Origin of the sequence: Synechococcus sp. CC9311 (assembly GCF_000014585.1) — a bacterium.
Taxonomy (GTDB): Bacteria; Cyanobacteriota; Cyanobacteriia; order PCC-6307; family Cyanobiaceae; genus Synechococcus_C.
The window spans coordinates 1,817,038-1,834,840 of record NC_008319.1 but is presented as its reverse complement, the minus strand read 5'-3'; the positions used below and the strand labels follow the sequence as shown (position 1 = coordinate 1,834,840).

Genomic DNA, 17,803 nt, shown 5'->3' with positions numbered 1-17,803 from the left:
TGTTGACAAGCTGCAATGCCCTGCGGGTCAACCCTTTGGCGTTTCAATTTAGCGCTATAATCATTGCTTTCGGCGCTGGTATTGTCTCCTTATGATCTTCTTTCTCTAGGCGATCGTATATTGTTGAATGGCCGTAGTTAGGGAGTAGCTGAGCAGTCTTAAAAAAGTTGTGTGCCAAACTGCAATGAAAAACTATTGTCTATTTGTGGACTGGTTAGTGCATTGTAAATGAGTTGTCCGTTGAGTGATGTGAAAAGCTTTTTGTCACCAAAGGGATAAATTTTAATTGTTCCTGAAAAATTATTGCTAGGAGACACTCCGTCTACATATGAGCCTGTGAATTGGTTGCTTAGCGAAAGATTGAAGTAGTTGTTTGGCACCCAGTCGAAACCAATTCGGGCACTGCTTGCTGCGTAAGTGTTGCCACAGTATTGATCAGCATTGCACCCAGGTCCTCCCCAGATGCTCTGTGCAGAAGGGCCTGCCGAGAGGTTGAGGGTTGTTGTATCCGTTTTGATGAGGTCATATCCAAGTCCAATCGAATTGATAAGATTGTTTTTGCCAACTTGATTCAGCATGTCGTACTCATAGGTATTAGATGCATAGGCACTCAGTTTTCCTGAGAATGTGTATGAATATCGTAAGTCGATTTGCCCTTGGTTGGTATCAGTCGACCTTTCCTTCTGATCCTCGTTTCTTGAAATGTCATATTCTGTGTTGGCTTTAAAGGTAAGTAGGTTTACCTCGTCCTTGTATTGTGTAATCAGTTGAGATGTGCTGTCGAGATCATAGTCTCGGTCTGTATTTGAGCCAGTTACTCCAGCTGAGAAGCTGCCTGTCCAGCGCTTCCTCTTTGGCTTGGGTTTCAGAGAATTGGCTTGAATTTCGAGTCTCCCAAGGCTGGGATGATTGATAACTGTTGTTAGCTCATTGCTTTCGCTTTTTATCAATGTTCCTTTTATTTTGTCACCGTTGCTGAGGATTAAAGTTACGGTTTCTGCCAGCCCGCTCCTTGTGCTGCCAATGAGAAGGAGCATTGCTGTTGCATTGCAGGCAAGCGAGAGGCAGGCGGTTTGTCTCAAGATAGAGAATAGGCTTGATGCTTGTATCTCCATGCGATCTTAAATAGAGAAGTTGATTTGAGCTCCTGTTGCCCAGATTGTTGGTTGAGATCCTAACCCAGAGGGGTTGATGATCCATTGCATAAGTGGCTGTATTTGTAGGCGTTCAGAGATTTGTATCTTGTAGTTGATTTCAATGACCCCTTCGTAGCTTTGGTCGGGGGTAATGCTTCGACTGAATCCGTTTCGGTTGAAGCCTATTGCCAGCACGTCTTGAGGCCTGCCATCCAAGATGCCTTGGCTTAGAAGTCCTGCCGCTGTATAGCTTGCTAATGGGTTGTTGTTTGGATCTAGGCTGAGGCTGCTAGATATCCAAATCCGGCTGTCTTGCCCAATTGGTAGCGATATTGGCCAAGTTACTGTGCCGTAAATACCTCGATTGATGCCTTCGCCCAGGTTTTTATTTGAGTTTATATTTAAGTTGGTAGATGAAATGTAACCGCCCAATTGAATAAGTGACTCTGGCATATTTTGTTCTTCTTCCTTTGCTTTTCTCTGTTTTGAGTTGGCTAATGGATTGATCGACCACTGGAAAAGTTGTAGGTTGCCTTCAAGCTTCGGTGTCATCGGTGTAACCCCTAGAGCGGCAGCAATTTGACGCGTCCTGTCTAAGTTGTAGTATGCATAATCAAGGCTTCCAAGCTGATTATGGTGCAAGCCTATTTGTGCTCCTGTGGCAGTAAGCGGCGTGATTGGGTAGCCAATTACAGATAGATTGTAGGGTGTGTCTAATGTGTCATTTATGTAGTAATCAAGGACAGGTATATCCATTAAATTGTTTCCGATTGTGATTACTCCAGCATTCATGCTCCAGTCTATTTTGTTATCACTTTCGATTCGTTCTACTGATGCTTGCGTGATCCACGTGCCTGTTGGAGTGACCAAACTTTGTAGCGGATAGTCTGTTCCTAGTTGTTCGTTGAGATTTGGATTGCCGGCAAACTGACTCAGTGTCAAATGAATCTGCCAGTGATCTAAGCCTGTCCAGCTGCTCCGGTTTTTGTTTAGGCCCGAGCTGAGGGTGAGTCCCGCGGCAACTTGTTGCATCCAACTACTTGAAGATGGCTCTAGTCCACCTGCAACTCCCACTACAGGTTGAGCAGTGAAATCTAGATTTAAATCAATCCATCGAGGTTGTGGCCGAGATGTGTCCGCATCGTTGGCTTGAGCTCCAGTAAAAAATAAACCAAAACTCAGGATCGCATTCGCGATAAATTGAGTCTTTAGCCTCGTTCTATTCAGGAGATTGCAGCGAAGCTGTCTCGGAAGGCCTGGATGGTCGCGTCAATGTTCTCATCTGAATGAGCAAGAGACGTGAAACCAGCTTCAAAGGCTGAGGGTGCAAGGTATACACCTCGTTCCAGCATTGCTCTGTGCAGTAGTCCAAACCGTACTGAATCGGTTGCCTTCGCTTCTTCGAAGTTTCGGACTGGACCTTCACAAAGGAAGAAACCAAACATGGCTCCAACACTTCCACCGGTGATTGGAAGACCTGCTTCTCTACCTGCATCCAGGATTCCTTGAATTAAGCGTTCTGTTGTGGCAGTGAGCTTTTCGTAACTTCCTGGCTGCTTAAGTAATTCAAGTGTTTTGATCCCAGCCGTCATTGCCAAGGGATTGCCACTCAACGTTCCTGCTTGATACATAGGACCCGCTGGGGCGACCATTTCCATGATCTCCTTGCGACCGCCATAGGCACCAACGGGTAATCCTCCTCCAATCACCTTTCCCATCGTGGTGAGATCGGGAGTCACTCCAAAGTGTGCTTGAGCGCCGCCGTAGCTGATGCGGAAACCAGTCATCACTTCATCGAAGACGAGAAGTGCTCCGTTTTCTTTGGTGAGTTCTCGCAGGCCCTCCAAAAACCCAGGTTCAGGTTGAATGAAACCTGCATTGCCCACAATCGGCTCGAGAATCACGCCAGCAATGGCGTCGGGATTCTCAGCGAAGAGCTGCTTGACCGATTCCAGATCGTTGTACGGAGCTGTCAGCGTGTTGGCTGTGGTGCTCCTTGGCACTCCGGGGGAATCAGGCAAACCGAGTGTTGCCACGCCTGAGCCAGCTTTGACGAGGAACATGTCCGCATGGCCGTGGTAACAGCCTTCGAACTTGATGATTTTGTCTCGCCCTGTAAAAGCTCGAATCAGGCGCAGCATCGACATGCAGGCTTCCGTGCCGCTATTCACAAAGCGCACCATCTCAACGCTTGGGACGGCTTCAATCACCATCTCGGCCAGGGTGTTCTCTAAAGCGCAGGGAGCACCAAAGCTTGTGCCTTTTTCGATCGCCTCTTGGAGAGCGCTGATGACCTCTGGATGAGCATGACCGCAGATGGCTGGCCCCCAGCTGCCGATGTAGTCCACGTACTTATTGCCATCGACATCCCAGGCATAAGGACCTTTAACCCGATCGAACACGATGGGTTGTCCGCCAACCGACTTGAAGGCGCGCACCGGAGAGCTCACGCCGCCGGGCATCAGAGCCTTGGCAGCACTGAAAATGGCTTCGGAGTGGCTGGTGTTCAGGTTGGAAGCAGTCACGGGGACGGGAGCCAAAGGGCAATTGCAAACCGTGCAACATCTTGACCCAAGATCGGCCCGATGTGTTTTTTCTGTAGTTGAAGCCTAAGAATTGATGACAAAACTGCCTAAGTTGCAACTGTTCGGCACGTCATCAGTGAACTACGACTGGCCAGCGCTTGAGCGGGAATTGAGAGGGTTTCTTCCCTCCAAATCTGTGGTCGCGAAACGGCAAGAATTGTTGTCTTACGACTGTGATGGTCTCACCATGGATCGGCACATGCCGAGACTTGCGGTGTTGCCGGAAACGGCCGAACAGGTCGCCCAAATTTTGGCGTGTTGTCATCGCCTGGGCATTCCTTTTGTGGCTCGAGGGAGTGGCACGGGGCTTTCAGGTGGTGCGTTGGTTGAGCAAGAAGCGCTGTTGGTCGTGACCAGTCGGATGCGCCGAATTCTCGACATTGATCTCGACAATCAGACGATCACGGTGGAGCCCGGTGTGATCAATAGCTGGGTGAGTCGTGCGGTTGTTGGTGATGGCTTTTATTACGCCCCAGATCCTTCGAGTCAGGTGGTTTGCAGCATCGGTGGCAATGTCGCTGAAAATTCAGGTGGTGTGCATTGCTTGAAGTACGGCGTCACCAGCAACCATGTGCTCTCGTTGGATGTAGTGCTGCCAAATGGCACACCCACGCGCCTTGGTACCTCGTTGTGCGATGCGGCTGAGCTTGATCTTCGGGGTGTGTTTATTGGGAGTGAGGGCACGCTTGGAATTGCCACGGCGATCACCCTGCGCTTGTTGCGTGCTCCCGATGCTGTTGGAGTGTTGCTGGCAGATTTCCCGTCCATGCAGGCCGCTGGAGAGGCAGTGCGCTTGATCACTCGCGCGGGGGTGTTGCCGGCTGGTCTGGAAATCATGGATCAGACCTGCATTCAGGCGGTGAATGAAGCCTTTGGAGAAGAGGAATATCCGCCGGAGGCTGGAGCTGTTTTATTGATTGAGCTCGATGGGCAGGAACAGGAGGTCAAGCAAGCGGTCACGGTCACAACGGCCCTTTGTCGAGAGGCTGGGGCTGGCGCGATCCGTGAAGCCTGGAGTGAAGAGGATCGTGCCCGTCTCTGGAAAGGCCGTAAAAGTGCCATTTCAGCGCTCGGCAGGCAATATCCCAGTTATTACCTCCAAGACGGTGTGGTGCCACGTACGGCTCTGCCAAGGGTTCTCGAGGCCATCGATCAGCTCAGTGCCGAACACGGTCTAGTGGTGGCGAATGTGTTCCATGCCGGTGATGGAAACCTTCATCCTTTGATCTTGTATCGCTCGTCAGAGCAGGGTGTGAATGAACGGGTGAAAGCTCTCGGCGGCGCGATCATGAATCTTTGCCTGGAGGTCGGTGGGAGTATCAGCGGTGAACACGGAGTTGGCAGCGATAAACGCTGTTATCTCGACCAAATGTTCAGCGCTGAAGATCTGATCAGCATGCAATGGGTTCGGCTTGCTTTTGATCCGCTTGGCCGTGCCAACCCCGGAAAAATTTTTCCGACACCAAAGAGCTGCGGCGAGTCGTTGCGACGTTCCGTGCAATTGCAAGCAGAGGGACAATCGCTTCCAGAAGAAGCCATTGTGTATTGAACGAAGGGTTGTCTTCAAACAACATTCTGGGCTGAACTCAGTCCTCCATCTCTTCGTCGTCCTCGAAGTCCCAGGCGAGGTCAACAACCACAGGTGCGTGGTCGCTGGGTTGGATGCGTCCCCGTTCTTGCTTGTCGATCGAACAGCTTCGAGCTACTGCCCGAAGCGTTTCATCGAGATAGATGTGATCGATGCGCCAGCCACGACCTCGATCCCAAGCACCACTGCGGTAATCCCACCAGCTCCAATGGCCGCTGTTCGGTTCGAATAGACGAAATGCGTCCTGAAGATCAGGACCTAAGGCCGCTTTCAAGGCGTTCCGCTCGCGATCTGAGGCCATGATCCCCCCTGTTAAACGATCTGGATCAGGAAGGTCTCTCGCTTCAAGTCCAATGTTGAAATCTCCCATCACGCAAAGCGGTTCATCTCTGGTTTGGATGGCCCTCAAGTAGCGCTCCAGGCAGGACAGCCAGCTGAGCTTGTAGCTGTATTTATCCGAGCTGAGACTCGATCCATTGGGGACGTACAAATTCACTACCCGTACGCCATCGATGAGAGCGCTGATGACGCGTTTTTGAGCACCAAGTTCCTTGGCTTCTGCGTCGTCAAGAAGTTCTGCGCTGAAACCCATCCGCACGTCTTCCAGTGGTGTGCGACTGATCAGTGCAACCCCGTTGTAGGCCTTCTGTCCGTGAATATGAATTTGATATCCCCTCTGGAGAAACGGCTCAAGTGGAAATTGAGGATCGTCCACCTTGGTTTCCTGCAATGCCAGCAGGTCTGCTTCCGAGTGCTCAAGCCAATTCAGAACATGATCCAGTCGGGTTCGCACTGAATTGACATTCCAGCTGGCGATTTGCACGGATGATGCGGCTTCTGAAGGTGACCCTTAGCATCAGGCCGTTGTTTTGGAGCTGAGAACGTGCCATCGCGTACCTCGTTAAGACCTCATCTTCTTGGAATTATCAGTGTGCTGTCGCTGGTGACCTCTGCGGAAGTTTTGGCTCAGGAAAGCTCCACGAGTAGCGGCTATCAGTCCCCCCAGCAACGTGATGTGTTCCAGACCGTGCCCGGTCAGAAAGACCAGGAGTCGGTGTTGGATGCCACCAATCCGATGGAATTGATGAATCGGTTGCGCAGGGCCAATGCCATGAATGACGCCACCCCGCCATCAGACGCCATCGATGCAGCGCTTAAGGATTTGGAGTTGTCTCAGCCCGCGCCTTAGTCGGAGAGGGCAGAACGGTTGCGCCAGGTTTTGCCGTTTTATCTGCACCCTTTCGGAAGGAATCAAGTTGCCAGCGCACCGCTAGCTGATCGAGGGCTTGTTTGTTCTCTTCACTGATAGACAGCCGGTTGCGGACCCTGAGCAGCACCTTTTGAGATTGCAGACTCTGGCCCTTATCTCGATGGAGAAGAGCGAGAGCGAGCAGAGGCTCCATGCTTTTAGGAGATTCCGCGGCAATCAGGCGGTAGGTGGCGATGGCTGCATCGTCTTGCCCGGAGAGGCGTTGCAGATCAGCAAGGCGCAATCCAAGCGCGAGTCTTTGGCCTTTTGGGGTTTGCTTGAAACGATCGCTTGTCTGACCCAAAGCGGTGGCCTGGCGCTTTGTTCCCACATCCAACAACAGTTGGAGGTCCTGTACTTCTGGGCGATTTGGCCATAGGGCTTGAAGGGTGATGAGCTCACGCCTGGCTCCATCACGATCACCTCGTTGGAGCTTCGTTTGGGCTAGGAGCAAGCGCCAACGCCACTCGCGAGGATTGGAGAGGGCGCGTTGCTCCAGCCTTTGCTCTACCTCAATGGCCTTAGGAAGCTTGGTTTCGGTTGGACGTTTGAGAGGCTTGACGCGTGCCTTTTGTTGTTGATTGCTCTGCTCGGACTTTGGATTTTGATGAGCTGATTGGGCTACAAGCCAGCCTGTTAGCAGGGCCAAAGGAAGTCCCAACCCCATCAACCATCGATTTCGAACCGCCTGTAGTCCGTTAGCGCCTGGCAATCTGCATGGGGAGTGCTCAGACCACTTTGTATCGAATCCCCTGAGCTGGCTAGAGTTAATGAAGGCAAATGGAAGCCACTGACAGCAATGCGCGACCATCCGATTTCCCCGGTTACAGAACCCCTCCAGTACCGGGCGATCGGTGTTGTTAGGGGCGTCTACCGACCGGAATCCGACGATCAGCTGACCCGTGGAGTCTTGATTGATTCCGATGGCAATGAACTAGAGGCTGTCGTTCTTGGGAGGATGCTCACCCTCATGCGCCGTCACCTCAACATGACAGCACCCCACCTTTGGGTGGTGTATCCCCGCTGCCGTGAGTCTGAGCAGCTGCATCTTCAAATAGCAGGGATTTGGGAGCCGAGCACGTTGGCAGCCGCTGAATCCTCAGATGCCGTTGCTTCCGACTCTCAGGGCGCTGGGGATCAACTGCCCGAAGGAGACGACTTCTTCTCGATTCGTGGCGAATTGATCTTCACGAAGCCAGAAGCCAATGAGCTCGTGGTGAAGGTGCGGCAGCTGCCTCGAGCCGATGGATTCCGTCCTTTGCCATTCAAAGTTCAGCTCACAGGTGAGCTTCCCCTCGAGCACTTAAGACATTTCGTCAGCTTGGATGTTCGCCGTCAAGGACAGCTTCTTGCCGTTGAGTCCTTTGAAGTGATTGCACCGATGCCGACTCGAGGTGGGAAAGGTCGGGAGGGATCCCGCAAGGGAGGTGCTCGTCCCCGACCTGCCAAGACCTGATGCCCTCTTCTCCCTCCTTCAACACAACGGCTGGCGTTGCGGTTGCGAGTGCCACCGGTTTGGCTGTGTTCGGACCGTTGGTCGGACTGTCTCCAGCATGGATTGCTCTCGGTTTGGGAGGGGCACTTTTGGGTCTCACCGTTGATGCCGCTCAGTTGAATGGGATGGGAGGCCACCTTCTGGCGGAATCACTTCCAGGTGGACGAAACAGATTGCGCAGAGTTGCGTTTCACGAGGCTGGTCACTGGTTGGTGGCTCAGGAGGAAAATCTTGAGGTCAAACGAGTTCTTGTTGGTACCCGAGGCTGTCTTCAGGCTGGATTGCGCTGCAATGGCGTGACCGAATTTGCTCTCCCCGATCGGGCGCGTTTGTCTTTGGAAGACTTGCGTCGTTGGAGCAGGGTTCTTCAGGCCGGCATGGCTGCTGAGACGTTGCTCGACGGCCCCCCTCAAGGTGGCAAAGATGACAAGGCTCTCCTTGGACGTATCTGGGGGGTGTCTGGTCAGGATGTGGACACGGCTCAGCGAGAGCAACGCAGAGCACGTCGGGAGGTGGAGCAGCTTCTGCGTTCAAGACGCACTGAGATTGAATTAATCGCCGACAGGTTGCTGGACGGCATGCCTCCAGAGCCAGCATGAGTGCACTGGTGATTGATTGTCCAACGGGTCTTGCCGGGGACATGTTGTTGTCGGCACTTCTGGATTTAGGAGTGCCGGAATCGGCTGTTCATGAGCCTCTGCATGCACTTGGTCTCGCCAAGGCCTACTCACTCAAAGTTGAGGAATCTCAGAGTGGTGGATTGCGTGGACTACGCCTCACGGTGAGCAGTGAAGAACCCAACCCCCCCCATCGTCTCTGGTCAGATCTCCGCCGGTTGATTTCGGATGCCCCGCTGTCTGCTTCTTTAAAGACCAAGGTTTTGCAAGTGTTTCAGGCTCTGGCTGATGCGGAAGCCACGGTGCACGGCTGTGCTCCTGATCAAGTTCACTTCCATGAAATTGGCGCGATCGACAGCTTGGTGGATGTCGTCGGAGTCTGCGCTGGTATCGAGAACCTTTCCCCAAGTTCTATTTATTGCTCAGCCCCCCCAGCTGGCCATGGTCGAGTGAAGACGGCCCACGGGGTGCTTCCTGTTCCAGTGCCGGCGGTACTCGAATTGGCAAAGCGTCACCAGCTGCAGCTCCTCACCGGAGAGGATCTTCCTGCTGCTGAGCTCACCACTCCCACGGGGCTGGCCTTGATGGCTGTGTTGGCAGATTATTTTTATCGCCCCTCAAAGATGGAGGTTGAAGCTCTCGGAATTGGCCTGGGCCATCGCTCTTTGGATCGTCCCAACCTGCTGCGTTTGATCCGTATTCGTGATGCGAGCAGAACAGAAACTGGTTGGCAGGAGCTCGTGGTGCAGGAGGCCTGGATTGACGATGCCACTGCCGAAGAGTTGGCAAGCCTGGCTCAGAACTTGCGTTTGGCTGGTGCATTGGATGTGGTTCAGGGAGCTGTGTTGATGAAAAAACAAAGGCCTGGCACCTCGGTGATCGCCCTGACAACGCCAGATCAGGCCGCTGCCTTGCGGCAGGTGTGGTGGAGACATAGTTCAACCATCGGCTTAAGGGAGCGGGAGCAGGGGCGCTGGGTGCTGCCCCGCCGTTGTGGGACTAGTGCAACCCCTTGGGGATTGATTCGTGCCAAGCAGACGCGTCGGCCTGATGGGACCTTCACTCTGAAGTGGGAGCAAGATGAGCTCCAGCGTGTGTCTGCTCAGGCTGGTCTCACCGTGATGGAGCTTCGTGATCGCCTCTCTCTTGAGGCCCAGGACTTTGTGCCCGAGGAGGACTGGCAGTGCTGAAACGGCTTTCTTTGCCGGGTGGTTTACGCCTTTGGATCACCCTCCTGACCCTCGCCTTTGTGGGAGTGGCCCTGGCAAGCCACGCCACGGGTTTGCGCGCCCTCACCATCAGCCGACAGGGATGGTGGTTTTTGTTGTTGGGGCTGGGTTTGAGTTGGCTCAGCTTGGTGGTCAACGCCTTGGCTTGGAAGGTCTTGGTGGTTTGGCTCGGGCATCAGCCGGGGCGTTTGGCTTTGGTGCCGCTTTACCTCCGAAGCAATTTGCTCAAATATCTGCCTGGTGGAATCTGGCATTTCCTCGATCGTTTTCGTGCTCTCCGGCCTGATCTTGGTGGGGGCAAGGCTTTGGTATCGGTGTTGATGGAGCCGATGGTGATGGCCGTTGCTGCCTTGCTTTGGGTTCCGTTTGGGGGGTTTCAAAACGGTTTGGCGTTGCTCTGTGTTCTTCCTTCCGCGCTGCTGTTGCCGCGTTGGCGGGAGCCTTTGTTGCGTCGTCTGGAGACCAGCAAGTTGCGCCAGCTCAATCGCGTGGACCTGGGGGTGGGGGATAAGACCTCTCTTGAGGACGAAGAATTAGGCAGCGGTAGAGCGTCTTATCCCTGGTGGCCCCTCGTTGCTGAACTGCTGTTTGTTCTCTGTCGATTTGCTGGGTTTTGGTGCTGCTTGCAAACGTTTGGACTCGTGGCTGGGCAGCCTGTAGGGCTTTGGCTTGCGGCTTTTGCTCTTGCCTGGACGGCTGGTTTGGTCGTTCCGGCGGCTCCAGGGGGTTTGGGTGTATTTGAGGCTGTTTTGTTATTTCGTATGGGCATGATTGTGCCGGAAGCCCCTTTGCTGGCGGTGGCACTGAGTTACCGATTGCTCGTTACCTTGGCGGATCTGATCGCTGCTGCTGCTGTGAAGGGCGATGCCTGGATAACGGCAAAGGTTCGCGCTTAAGGGCCTGTTGTGATGGTGTGGTCGCTCCCTGAACTTCCGATGAGCTGGGAGGCGTTGCCCTGTCCGTTGGATGCCGGCTGGGCACTCATCCGTCTTTGGGAACTCCCCAAACAGGCCGATAACGGTTTGTCTCTTGGAGGGTTTTCAGCGGCGGCGTACCAAGCCTCGGATGACCGCCTTTGGTTGGTGAGTGATGCGTCTCGGGGATATCTGCTGCCAGTGGGCCCGCTTGCGAAAGCGTTGCGAACAGGAGGTCAACTGCAGGTGGGTCCACGCCTGGTTTTGCGTGACAAAAACGGAACCCCTCTTCCGCCCTCTTTGGACGCAGAGGGTTTGGCGCTTACAGGCGATCATGGAGTGTGGATTGTGAGCGAGGGGCGCCGTCGAGCAGGGCATCAAGCTCGTCTTCAGCGTTTTTCGCTTCGCGATGGACGGTTGCTGGAGACCACGCCATTGCCTCCTGCCTGGAAAGCTCTTGGTGGTCAGGGACTCGCTGTGAATCAGGGGCCGGAGTCTTTAACGCGATCCATCGATGGGGGCCTCTTGCTGGCAGCGGAGGCACCGTTGCTTCAGGATCGCGCTCCGAGCGATCGGGATAGCGTTCGGTTAGCGCATTTGGATCCGGAAGGTGTCATGCAAGAGCATGGTCGCGTTCCTCTCGATTCCATCAGTGAGGATCCAGAAGAAACGGTTGGACTGACCGAACTTCTTGCATTGGATGGTCCATCTGCACTGTTGGCACTGATTCGTCGGCATCGGCCATTGCAATGGACGGCCAGTCTTCAATTGTTCTCTTGGCCTGAACGGGCGTCTCAGTTGACTTTGCAGCCTTTAAAGGGTTGGGATCTCACGCGTGATGAGGTCCCACCAGACAATTGGGAGGGCTTGGCTTGGGGGCCAGAGCTTAACGATGGGCGTCGCACTCTCGTGATTGTGAGTGACGACAATTTCAGCCTGATTCAGCGAAATTTGGTGGGTGTGTTGGCCCCTCGTCGCAGTCCGAATTGCCGATCTTTAACGGGTCATTCAGTTTCAGTTGTGTGGTCGAGGCCTGGTACAAGCGCAGCTGCCGCAATGAGTCCGAGTCCAAGGATCATCAATGCAGGCCAGAGCGCTGCGGCAAGCCGTTCGTCGCTCGCATATTGAAAAACGCGCACCGAGAGAGTGTCGAAATCAAAGGGGCGAAGCGCGAAGGTCAGAGGTAACTCCTTCACGGTGTCAACAAAAACAAGGAGTGCACCAACAGCGAGCGGGCCTCGCAGCAGAGGAATGTGAATGCGACGGAGTACATCCGGCCAACGGCAGCCAAGGCCAGTGGCTGCTTCATCAAGGCTGGGGGACATGCGTTCTAAACCTGCATCCAGCCCCCCTTTGGCTACGGCAAGGAAACGATCGCTATAGCCCCAGAGCAAAAGCAGGATTGGTGAGAGTTGCCAGGGGCCGCCGATGATCAGTAAGGCCAGAGCAAGAACGGCTCCTGGAATGGCGTACCCGAGCCCGGCGAGAAAGGTGAGGCTGTGCAGCCAAGGGGCCGTAGTCCAGCGCTTTGTGATGGCGAGTAGCAAGGCAGCTGCTAAGGCCAAACCTGCCGCTGCAAGGGCGAGGCCAAGACTGCGCAAGGTCAGCAGCAACAGCTCCGGCTGTAATCCGGTTTGGAGTTGATCAAGGTTCAAGCAGGCCCAGATCAGTGGTGTGCCAAGGCTTAGAAACGGTGGAATGAACCCCAAGGCCTGCGCGGCCAACGCTCTGGTACCTGTGAGAGTCCAGTTCGGAGATTCTCCACCCGTTAGGCCTTCGGACCATCGACGACTGCGACGACGCAATTTGCGTTCGCCGATCAACAGTCCCGTCACGATGATCAGCGTGACTAAGGCAAGTCCTACCGCGCCAGCTGGGTTCCCTTCCAGTTGCCAGGCCTGGAGAATTCCAGCGGAGAGGCTTGGAATGCCCAGGAGTTGGACGGCGCCAAGTTCGTTGACCACCTCCATTCCCATCAAGGCGATTCCGGCACCGATAGCAGGGAGAGCCATCGGCAGGGCGATGCGTCGAAAGCTTTCCCATGGCCCTACGCCGAGGCAACGGCAGGCTTCAAGCTGACGGCGACCGCAGATGCTGAAGCTTTCAGTGCTGAGAAGAAATACGTAGGGATAGGTGCTTAAAGCCATGACCAGCACTCCCCAGCCCAGACCATAAATTCGGATGCCATGGATGCTGCCCAGATCCACGAGCGTTGCTGCCAGAAGGTAGGAAGGGCTGGCGAGGGGTAGAAGCTGGGCAATCCGAAGCAGGCGCCGGCCTGGAAAGCGGCAATTGGCGAGCAGCCAGCCGTTTGCGGAGCCAATAGTGGCCCCGAGGCTTGCCGTACCAAGCAGCAGGAGTGTTGTTCCTCGGATTTGGATCAGACCATCGGCGCCCAGGCTGGCCGAACCAAGAAGGATGCCTCTCATCCCCTCTCCGATTAATCCACCCAATGGAAAGAGCGCGAGCGCGGCGAGGAGGCAAGCCAAAACCGCCAATAGAGTTCGACCCTGTTGCCATTGGCCTTGCAAGCTCTTGCTTGTCATGAGTGGTAGCGCTCATCCATAGAGATCACCCAGCCGATCGATCTCCAAAGGCCTAGGGCTCGACTATTCACAACAATGAAACGCAGTCAGTTCGATGGCGAAGCGATGGATTGCTACTGATTTGCATTCAAATCATGACCCTGTTGAGAACGATACTCAAGAGAGTCTTATATGCCTTGATCACCCTTTTATTGAATCCCTCGTTTGAGAAAGGGAAGAGACGGGGATGAGGCAGTTAGCGTCGGTCTGTCCTCACAGGGATCGGAACGAGAGAAGGTTCCATTAAGCCGCCACCGCTGTTGTCGTCATCGTCGGAGTTGGCGGTAAACCAAAGGAAAATGCCGACCAGAATGCAAAAAGTCCCGAGAAGGGTGAGCTCCAACATCGCCAACCCAAAGCTGATAGGACTCTAATCAGATTGCTTGCGTTTCGACACCTCACCCTGAAAGCAAACCTTGGAATGGAACGGTTGGTTTAGGTGGAGGCTTTGCCGGAATCGGTGGCGACGCACTCTTGAAGCTGCTCTTTCAGGGTGCTGTGGTCCATCTCCTGACCGATCAACACCAGCTGGTTTTTGCGTTTGCCATTCCAATCGCTGTCATCGATAGAGAAGCGTTTTCCAGCTAGGTGGAAAATATGACGCTTTTCGCTTTCGTTGAACCAAAGGATGCCTTTGGCGCGAAACACGCTCTCCGGTAATTGATTGTCGAGGAAGTTTTGAAATTTGCGAAGGGAGAAGGGACCGTCGCTACTGAATGAAAGGGAGGTGTAGCCCTCGATGTCCAGATGGTCACCATGATCGTGGTGCGCATGGCTGTGATCGTGGTGCGCATGGTTGTGGTCGTGGTGAGCATGGTTGTGGTCTCCATGGTCGTGAATGGCAGTGTTCGCTATACGATCGCTTTCAAATAATCCAACACTCATCAACAAGGGCAGGGGAACATCTCCTTTTACGGAATGAAGAATACGTGCATCTTTTTTGATGCTACGCAGGCTTTCTTCCAGCTCTTTGACACGGTCTTTTGATACTAAATCTGTTTTGTTCAGTAAAAGAATGTCTCCGTAAATAATTTGAGAGCGCCCTACTTCACTCTCAATAACGCGAGAATTGCAATTTTCAGCATCGATCAAGGTGATGATTGAATCCAGCCTGGTCTGATCCCGTAGCTCGCTGCCCAGAAATGTCATGGCTACAGGAAGTGGATCGGCCAGGCCTGTGGTCTCCACAACCAAATATTCCAAGGGTTCAGGGCGCTTCAGAATTCTCTCGACGGCTTCCAATAATTCACCGTTAATCGTGCAGCAAATACAGCCATTGCTGAGTTCCACCATGTCTGCACTGGTGCTCACCACGAGATCGTTATCAATACCAATCTCTCCAAACTCGTTCACGAGAACGGCAGTTTTGAGACCGTCTTGATTGCTGAGGATGTGGTTGAGAAGAGTGGTCTTACCGGCGCCTAGAAATCCAGTGAGAATCGTGACAGGTGTGCCGTTGGACTCAATTCTCTTGTTGGAAGCAGTCTCTGTCATGGCCGGTTTTAAGTTGTTGGTGAGAGGGAGTCGATCGCTTGAGCTAATTCGGCATCACGGCTGGAAAGTCCACCTAGATCATGGGTCGTGAGCCGAATGGTTACACGGTTATAAACATTGCTCCACTCGGGATGGTGATTGGCGCGTTCGGCGAGAAGTGCAACCTGTGTCATGAAGCCGAATGCTTCAACAAAAGAGTGAAAGCGCCACTCTCTTACCAACCCATCAGAAGCAATGGTCCAGGCAGGGCAAGAGGAGTAGAGGCTCTGGCGTGCCGCTTCATCGAGCAAAACAGCTTGCTTTGACATGGATGAATTTGGCTCTTGTTCTCTTTGAAGTTTGGTTCAGAACCCAACGTTTGGGTGAACCCCACCTAATCTTTTAGAGCGTTTTGAGTGCCAATGGCGATGGCGCCCTTGCTTGGTCGTGAGTCCTCTCTGCGGACCTGGGCTTTGAGCTCTTTCCTTGCCTCAACAACTCTTGTGTTGTGGGTTGGTGAGGCTCCATCAGCCTCGGCGCAGCGGATTGTTAAAAAGATCGAGAGCCGTTGTCCCTTGGGTTATGTGGACATGCTGAACGGGAAATGCAGCACGCTCGGAATGATGACTTATACGGTCCAAGCCATTGATGGCCGATCCTGTCCATCCGGCTGGGTGGATGTGGGGGGTGGGTATTGCCGCAAACAGTGAGTCGTTGCTTTCTGTCGCTCGGCGATGTCATCACTAAAGTTCCCAAAGTTGATGCAACTTGAATGGTCCGCTTATTCGCTCTCGGGGTGTTGATGTCTCTGGTTCTACCCACCGAGGCCTTGGCTCAAAAAAGGATTCCGAAAGCAGAGGGGCACAATCAATGTCCATTGGGTTATGTCAATACGCTTGGCACCACCTGTGTGTCGCCCATTAATTACCAAATGAGGCCAACGAATGGTGAAGCTTGCGACTCCGGTTGGATGAATGTTGGTGCTGGTTATTGCAGGAAAAAGTAGGTCTGAGTATGAATCAGCAGCCAGTTGCTTTTTGGTCTCTGAAACCGTGGTGGTGTCAGCCATGGAGCATCTTGCTCACAGGCTTTGTCCTAGCAATTGGTAGCTGGCTGTTCCTTCACCAACTTTGGATCACCCTTCCCATCACTCTCGTGATTTTGGCTTGGTGGATTTTGTTTTTGGTGCTTGTGCCTGCTGCTTACAGCAGGCAAGAGGACGCTTGACCACTGCCTTGACCAAACCATCACGCTTTATGGGGTGAATCGGCACGGATGAAATGTGTTGGTGTGTTCACCTTCAAGCACCGAGCTGTATAGGGTTCATCCAGAGATGGAGCCCAGATGGGATCCAGGACAATGGCCTGGGATCGGTTAGGCGATTACCTGCGTCAGACCAAAATCATTGGTTCCATTGCAAGCACGCTCTATTGGGACCAAAACACGCGCATGCCCTCAGGAGGTGCAGCCTGGCGCGGAGAGCAGTTGGCGCTACTCGCGATTCAATTGCATTCCCGGCAAAGCTCTCGGGAGTACGCCGATCTGATCCAGGAAGCCCGTTTGGAGTGGAGTCAGTCAGGGCTTTCAACGAAGGAGCAAGCCGCTTGCGGACGAAACCTTGATTTGCTGGAACAGGATCTGAGCCGACAACAGGCTTTAGACCCCGCATTGGTGGCAGCGTTGGCAACGGCTAAAGCCGATGGCTACAACAATTGGCAACAAGCCAGAGTTGAATCCGATTTCGGTTTGTTTGCTCCTTCGTTGCGCACCATGATTGGATTGCGTCAGGAGCAGGCTCGCCAGCTTGCAGAGCCGCGCAGTTGTTGGGAAACACTGGCTCAGCCATTTGAGCCAGATCTCACGTTGAAGCGGCTGCAGGAGTTGTTTGCACCGCTTCGGCAGCGCTTGCCAGAGTTGTTGCAACGAGCTGGTGGGCAGCCTCGTGAGCGAGAGCTCAGTTGGGATCTTCCTGAACCAGCACAGCAACAACTGTGCGACAGGTTGTTGACCTCCTGGGGGCAAGATGCGTCGATCACCTGTGTTGCGCGATCGCCCCATCCCTTTTCGATCACGCTTGGTCCTAGCGACTACAGGATCACAACCAGAGTGGTTCCGGGCCAACCCCTCTCCTGTTTCCTGGCCACAGCCCATGAATGGGGCCATTCCCTCTACGAGCAGGGACTTCCGGATCAGAAACATCAATGGTTTGCCTGGCCTCTGGGGCAGGCAACATCCATGGCCGTGCACGAAAGTCAATCGCTGTTTTGGGAAAACCGAGTGGCGAGAAGTCAGCCGTTTGCGCAGCAGTGGTGGCCGGATTTCGAGGCTGCCGGGGCTCCGCTGCCATCAGCAGACGCTCTTTGGACAGCGATGAATCCTTTGGCTCCGGGTCTGAACCGGGTGGAGGCCGATGAGCTCAGCTACGGGCTGCACATCATGATCCGAACGGATCTAGAAATCGCTTTGCTCGAGCAAGGTCTGCCGGTGGAGGAGCTTCCTGCTGAATGGAATCGGCGTTACGGAGAGCTTCTTGGCGTGACACCATCCAATGACTCAGAGGGCTGTCTTCAGGATGTGCACTGGAGCGAAGGACTGTTTGGATACTTCCCTTCGTATTTACTTGGACACCTGATCAGTGCTCAGCTGAGCGAGGCGATGGCTGCTGCCATCGGTTCCCCCGAGGAGCATGTTCGTCGGGGTGATGTCACTCCCTTGTTGGACTGGCTCCGTGAGCATGTGCACCCCGTCGGACGGGCCATGAATGCGGAACAATTGGTGCAGGCCGTGAGTGGCCGAGCCCTAACCTCTGAACCATTCTTGCGCTATTTGGAAGACAAACTCGACCGGGTTTTAGCCGCGAACCCAGTTGCCGCCACTAAGTCGTTACGCATATAACGCGCTTGCGTGCTGTCTTGCTTGGATCTGGCTCCCC

At 53.9% G+C, this 17,803-nt stretch carries 19 protein-coding genes and 1 pseudogene; 11 read left to right on the top strand and 9 right to left on the bottom strand.

What is annotated here, in order from left to right:
• Positions 1-158 precede the first annotated feature (158 nt).
• The 3 genes from SYNC_RS09485 to hemL form a co-directional block, all read right to left on the bottom strand.
• On the bottom strand, positions 159-1,115 hold the full coding sequence (locus SYNC_RS09485; RefSeq protein ID WP_011619975.1) for a DUF481 domain-containing protein: 957 nt from the start codon (positions 1,113-1,115) through the stop codon (positions 159-161).
• Positions 1,116-1,121: 6 nt separating this feature from the next.
• A complete protein-coding gene (locus SYNC_RS09480; protein ID WP_237699200.1) occupies positions 1,122-2,210 on the bottom strand; it encodes a carbohydrate porin in 1,089 nt (362 codons plus the stop codon).
• 149 nt (positions 2,211-2,359) lie between these two features.
• Complete coding sequence (hemL, locus tag SYNC_RS09475) at positions 2,360-3,661, bottom strand: glutamate-1-semialdehyde 2,1-aminomutase (RefSeq protein WP_041426648.1); 1,302 nt, start codon at positions 3,659-3,661, stop codon at positions 2,360-2,362.
• A 94-nt stretch (positions 3,662-3,755) separates the two neighbouring features.
• Between hemL and SYNC_RS09470 the strand changes: the two genes are divergently transcribed.
• Positions 3,756-5,270, top strand: coding sequence for an FAD-linked oxidase C-terminal domain-containing protein (locus SYNC_RS09470; protein WP_049750350.1), 1,515 nt, complete (start codon positions 3,756-3,758; stop codon positions 5,268-5,270).
• Positions 5,271-5,307: 37 nt separating this feature from the next.
• Here SYNC_RS09470 and xth read toward each other — a convergent pair whose 3' ends face one another.
• Complete coding sequence (gene xth, locus SYNC_RS09465; RefSeq protein WP_011619971.1) at positions 5,308-6,132, bottom strand: exodeoxyribonuclease III; 825 nt, start codon at positions 6,130-6,132, stop codon at positions 5,308-5,310.
• 60 nt (positions 6,133-6,192) lie between these two features.
• Here xth and SYNC_RS09460 point away from each other — a divergent pair, with 60 nt between their 5' ends.
• Entirely contained in the window at positions 6,193-6,498 is a 306-nt protein-coding gene (locus SYNC_RS09460) for a hypothetical protein (protein ID WP_011619970.1), read from the top strand.
• Here the strand turns inward: SYNC_RS09460 and SYNC_RS09455 are convergent.
• The gene (locus SYNC_RS09455) at positions 6,464-7,270 is read right to left on the bottom strand and encodes a lipopolysaccharide assembly protein LapB (protein ID WP_237699199.1); all 807 of its coding nucleotides are present in this window, start codon (positions 7,268-7,270) and stop codon (positions 6,464-6,466) included. The genes SYNC_RS09460 and SYNC_RS09455 overlap by 35 nt on opposite strands.
• An 87-nt stretch (positions 7,271-7,357) precedes the next feature.
• Between SYNC_RS09455 and SYNC_RS09450 the strand changes: the two genes are divergently transcribed.
• From SYNC_RS09450 to SYNC_RS13870, 5 genes and pseudogenes are all read left to right on the top strand, one after another.
• Positions 7,358-8,014 (top strand): hypothetical protein, encoded by a 657-nt coding sequence (locus tag SYNC_RS09450; protein ID WP_011619968.1) that lies wholly within the window; start codon positions 7,358-7,360, stop codon positions 8,012-8,014.
• Positions 8,014-8,652, top strand: a complete 639-nt coding sequence (locus SYNC_RS09445; RefSeq protein WP_011619967.1) for a hypothetical protein — start codon at positions 8,014-8,016, stop codon at positions 8,650-8,652. Before SYNC_RS09450 ends, SYNC_RS09445 begins: the two co-directional genes overlap by 1 nt.
• Entirely contained in the window at positions 8,649-9,860 is a 1,212-nt protein-coding gene (larC, locus tag SYNC_RS09440; protein WP_011619966.1) for a nickel pincer cofactor biosynthesis protein LarC, read from the top strand. Before SYNC_RS09445 ends, larC begins: the two co-directional genes overlap by 4 nt.
• Complete coding sequence (locus SYNC_RS09435) at positions 9,854-10,795, top strand: lysylphosphatidylglycerol synthase domain-containing protein (protein WP_011619965.1); 942 nt, start codon at positions 9,854-9,856, stop codon at positions 10,793-10,795. The genes larC and SYNC_RS09435 overlap by 7 nt, the downstream gene beginning before the upstream one ends.
• A 12-nt stretch (positions 10,796-10,807) precedes the next feature.
• Positions 10,808-11,734, top strand: a pseudogene (locus SYNC_RS13870) (esterase-like activity of phytase family protein); the annotation flags it as partial.
• An 83-nt stretch (positions 11,735-11,817) separates the two neighbouring features.
• Here SYNC_RS13870 and SYNC_RS09430 read toward each other — a convergent pair.
• The 4 genes from SYNC_RS09430 to SYNC_RS09420 form a co-directional block, all read right to left on the bottom strand.
• Positions 11,818-13,359 carry an iron ABC transporter permease gene (locus SYNC_RS09430; protein ID WP_049750349.1) on the bottom strand — a complete coding sequence of 514 codons (1,542 nt, stop codon included), beginning with the start codon at positions 13,357-13,359 and terminating at the stop codon, positions 11,818-11,820.
• Between the two features lie 235 nt (positions 13,360-13,594).
• Entirely contained in the window at positions 13,595-13,744 is a 150-nt protein-coding gene (locus tag SYNC_RS14740; protein ID WP_167897213.1) for a hypothetical protein, read from the bottom strand.
• Positions 13,745-13,833: 89 nt separating this feature from the next.
• Positions 13,834-14,892, bottom strand: a complete 1,059-nt coding sequence (locus SYNC_RS09425; protein ID WP_011619960.1) for a GTP-binding protein — start codon at positions 14,890-14,892, stop codon at positions 13,834-13,836.
• A gap of 8 nt (positions 14,893-14,900) precedes the next feature.
• Positions 14,901-15,200: a 4a-hydroxytetrahydrobiopterin dehydratase gene (locus SYNC_RS09420; protein ID WP_011619959.1), complete on the bottom strand. Its 300-nt coding sequence runs from the start codon at positions 15,198-15,200 to the stop codon at positions 14,901-14,903.
• Positions 15,201-15,293: 93 nt separating this feature from the next.
• Between SYNC_RS09420 and SYNC_RS09415 the strand changes: the two genes are divergently transcribed.
• The 4 genes from SYNC_RS09415 to SYNC_RS09400 all read left to right on the top strand — a co-directional run bounded on the left by SYNC_RS09415 (position 15,294) and on the right by SYNC_RS09400 (position 17,766).
• Complete coding sequence (locus SYNC_RS09415; protein WP_049750348.1) at positions 15,294-15,581, top strand: hypothetical protein; 288 nt, start codon at positions 15,294-15,296, stop codon at positions 15,579-15,581.
• Between the two features lie 62 nt (positions 15,582-15,643).
• Positions 15,644-15,877: a hypothetical protein gene (locus SYNC_RS09410; protein WP_011619957.1), complete on the top strand. Its 234-nt coding sequence runs from the start codon at positions 15,644-15,646 to the stop codon at positions 15,875-15,877.
• Positions 15,878-15,885: 8 nt separating this feature from the next.
• Positions 15,886-16,098 (top strand): DUF6737 family protein, encoded by a 213-nt coding sequence (locus SYNC_RS09405; RefSeq protein ID WP_011619956.1) that lies wholly within the window; start codon positions 15,886-15,888, stop codon positions 16,096-16,098.
• Between the two features lie 117 nt (positions 16,099-16,215).
• Positions 16,216-17,766, top strand: a complete 1,551-nt coding sequence (locus SYNC_RS09400; RefSeq protein WP_011619955.1) for a carboxypeptidase M32 — start codon at positions 16,216-16,218, stop codon at positions 17,764-17,766.
• Positions 17,767-17,803: the final 37 nt, after the last annotated feature.

Bases quoted from the DNA above. Each gene is read 5' to 3' on its own strand.
- SYNC_RS09485 (WP_011619975.1), bottom strand. From the start codon at position 1,115: ATGGAGATACAAGCATCAAGCCTATTCTCTATCTTGAGACAAACCGCC.
- SYNC_RS09470 (WP_049750350.1), top strand. From the start codon at position 3,756: ATGACAAAACTGCCTAAGTTGCAACTGTTCGGCACGTCATCAGTGAAC.
- SYNC_RS09450 (WP_011619968.1), top strand. From the start codon at position 7,358: ATGCGCGACCATCCGATTTCCCCGGTTACAGAACCCCTCCAGTACCGG.
- SYNC_RS09445 (WP_011619967.1), top strand. From the start codon at position 8,014: ATGCCCTCTTCTCCCTCCTTCAACACAACGGCTGGCGTTGCGGTTGCG.
- larC (WP_011619966.1), top strand. From the start codon at position 8,649: ATGAGTGCACTGGTGATTGATTGTCCAACGGGTCTTGCCGGGGACATG.
- SYNC_RS09430 (WP_049750349.1), bottom strand. From the start codon at position 13,359: ATGACAAGCAAGAGCTTGCAAGGCCAATGGCAACAGGGTCGAACTCTA.
- SYNC_RS14740 (WP_167897213.1), bottom strand. From the start codon at position 13,744: ATGTTGGAGCTCACCCTTCTCGGGACTTTTTGCATTCTGGTCGGCATT.
- SYNC_RS09425 (WP_011619960.1), bottom strand. From the start codon at position 14,892: ATGACAGAGACTGCTTCCAACAAGAGAATTGAGTCCAACGGCACACCT.
- SYNC_RS09420 (WP_011619959.1), bottom strand. From the start codon at position 15,200: ATGTCAAAGCAAGCTGTTTTGCTCGATGAAGCGGCACGCCAGAGCCTC.
- SYNC_RS09415 (WP_049750348.1), top strand. From the start codon at position 15,294: ATGGCGATGGCGCCCTTGCTTGGTCGTGAGTCCTCTCTGCGGACCTGG.
- SYNC_RS09410 (WP_011619957.1), top strand. From the start codon at position 15,644: ATGGTCCGCTTATTCGCTCTCGGGGTGTTGATGTCTCTGGTTCTACCC.
- SYNC_RS09405 (WP_011619956.1), top strand. From the start codon at position 15,886: ATGAATCAGCAGCCAGTTGCTTTTTGGTCTCTGAAACCGTGGTGGTGT.
- SYNC_RS09400 (WP_011619955.1), top strand. From the start codon at position 16,216: ATGGGATCCAGGACAATGGCCTGGGATCGGTTAGGCGATTACCTGCGT.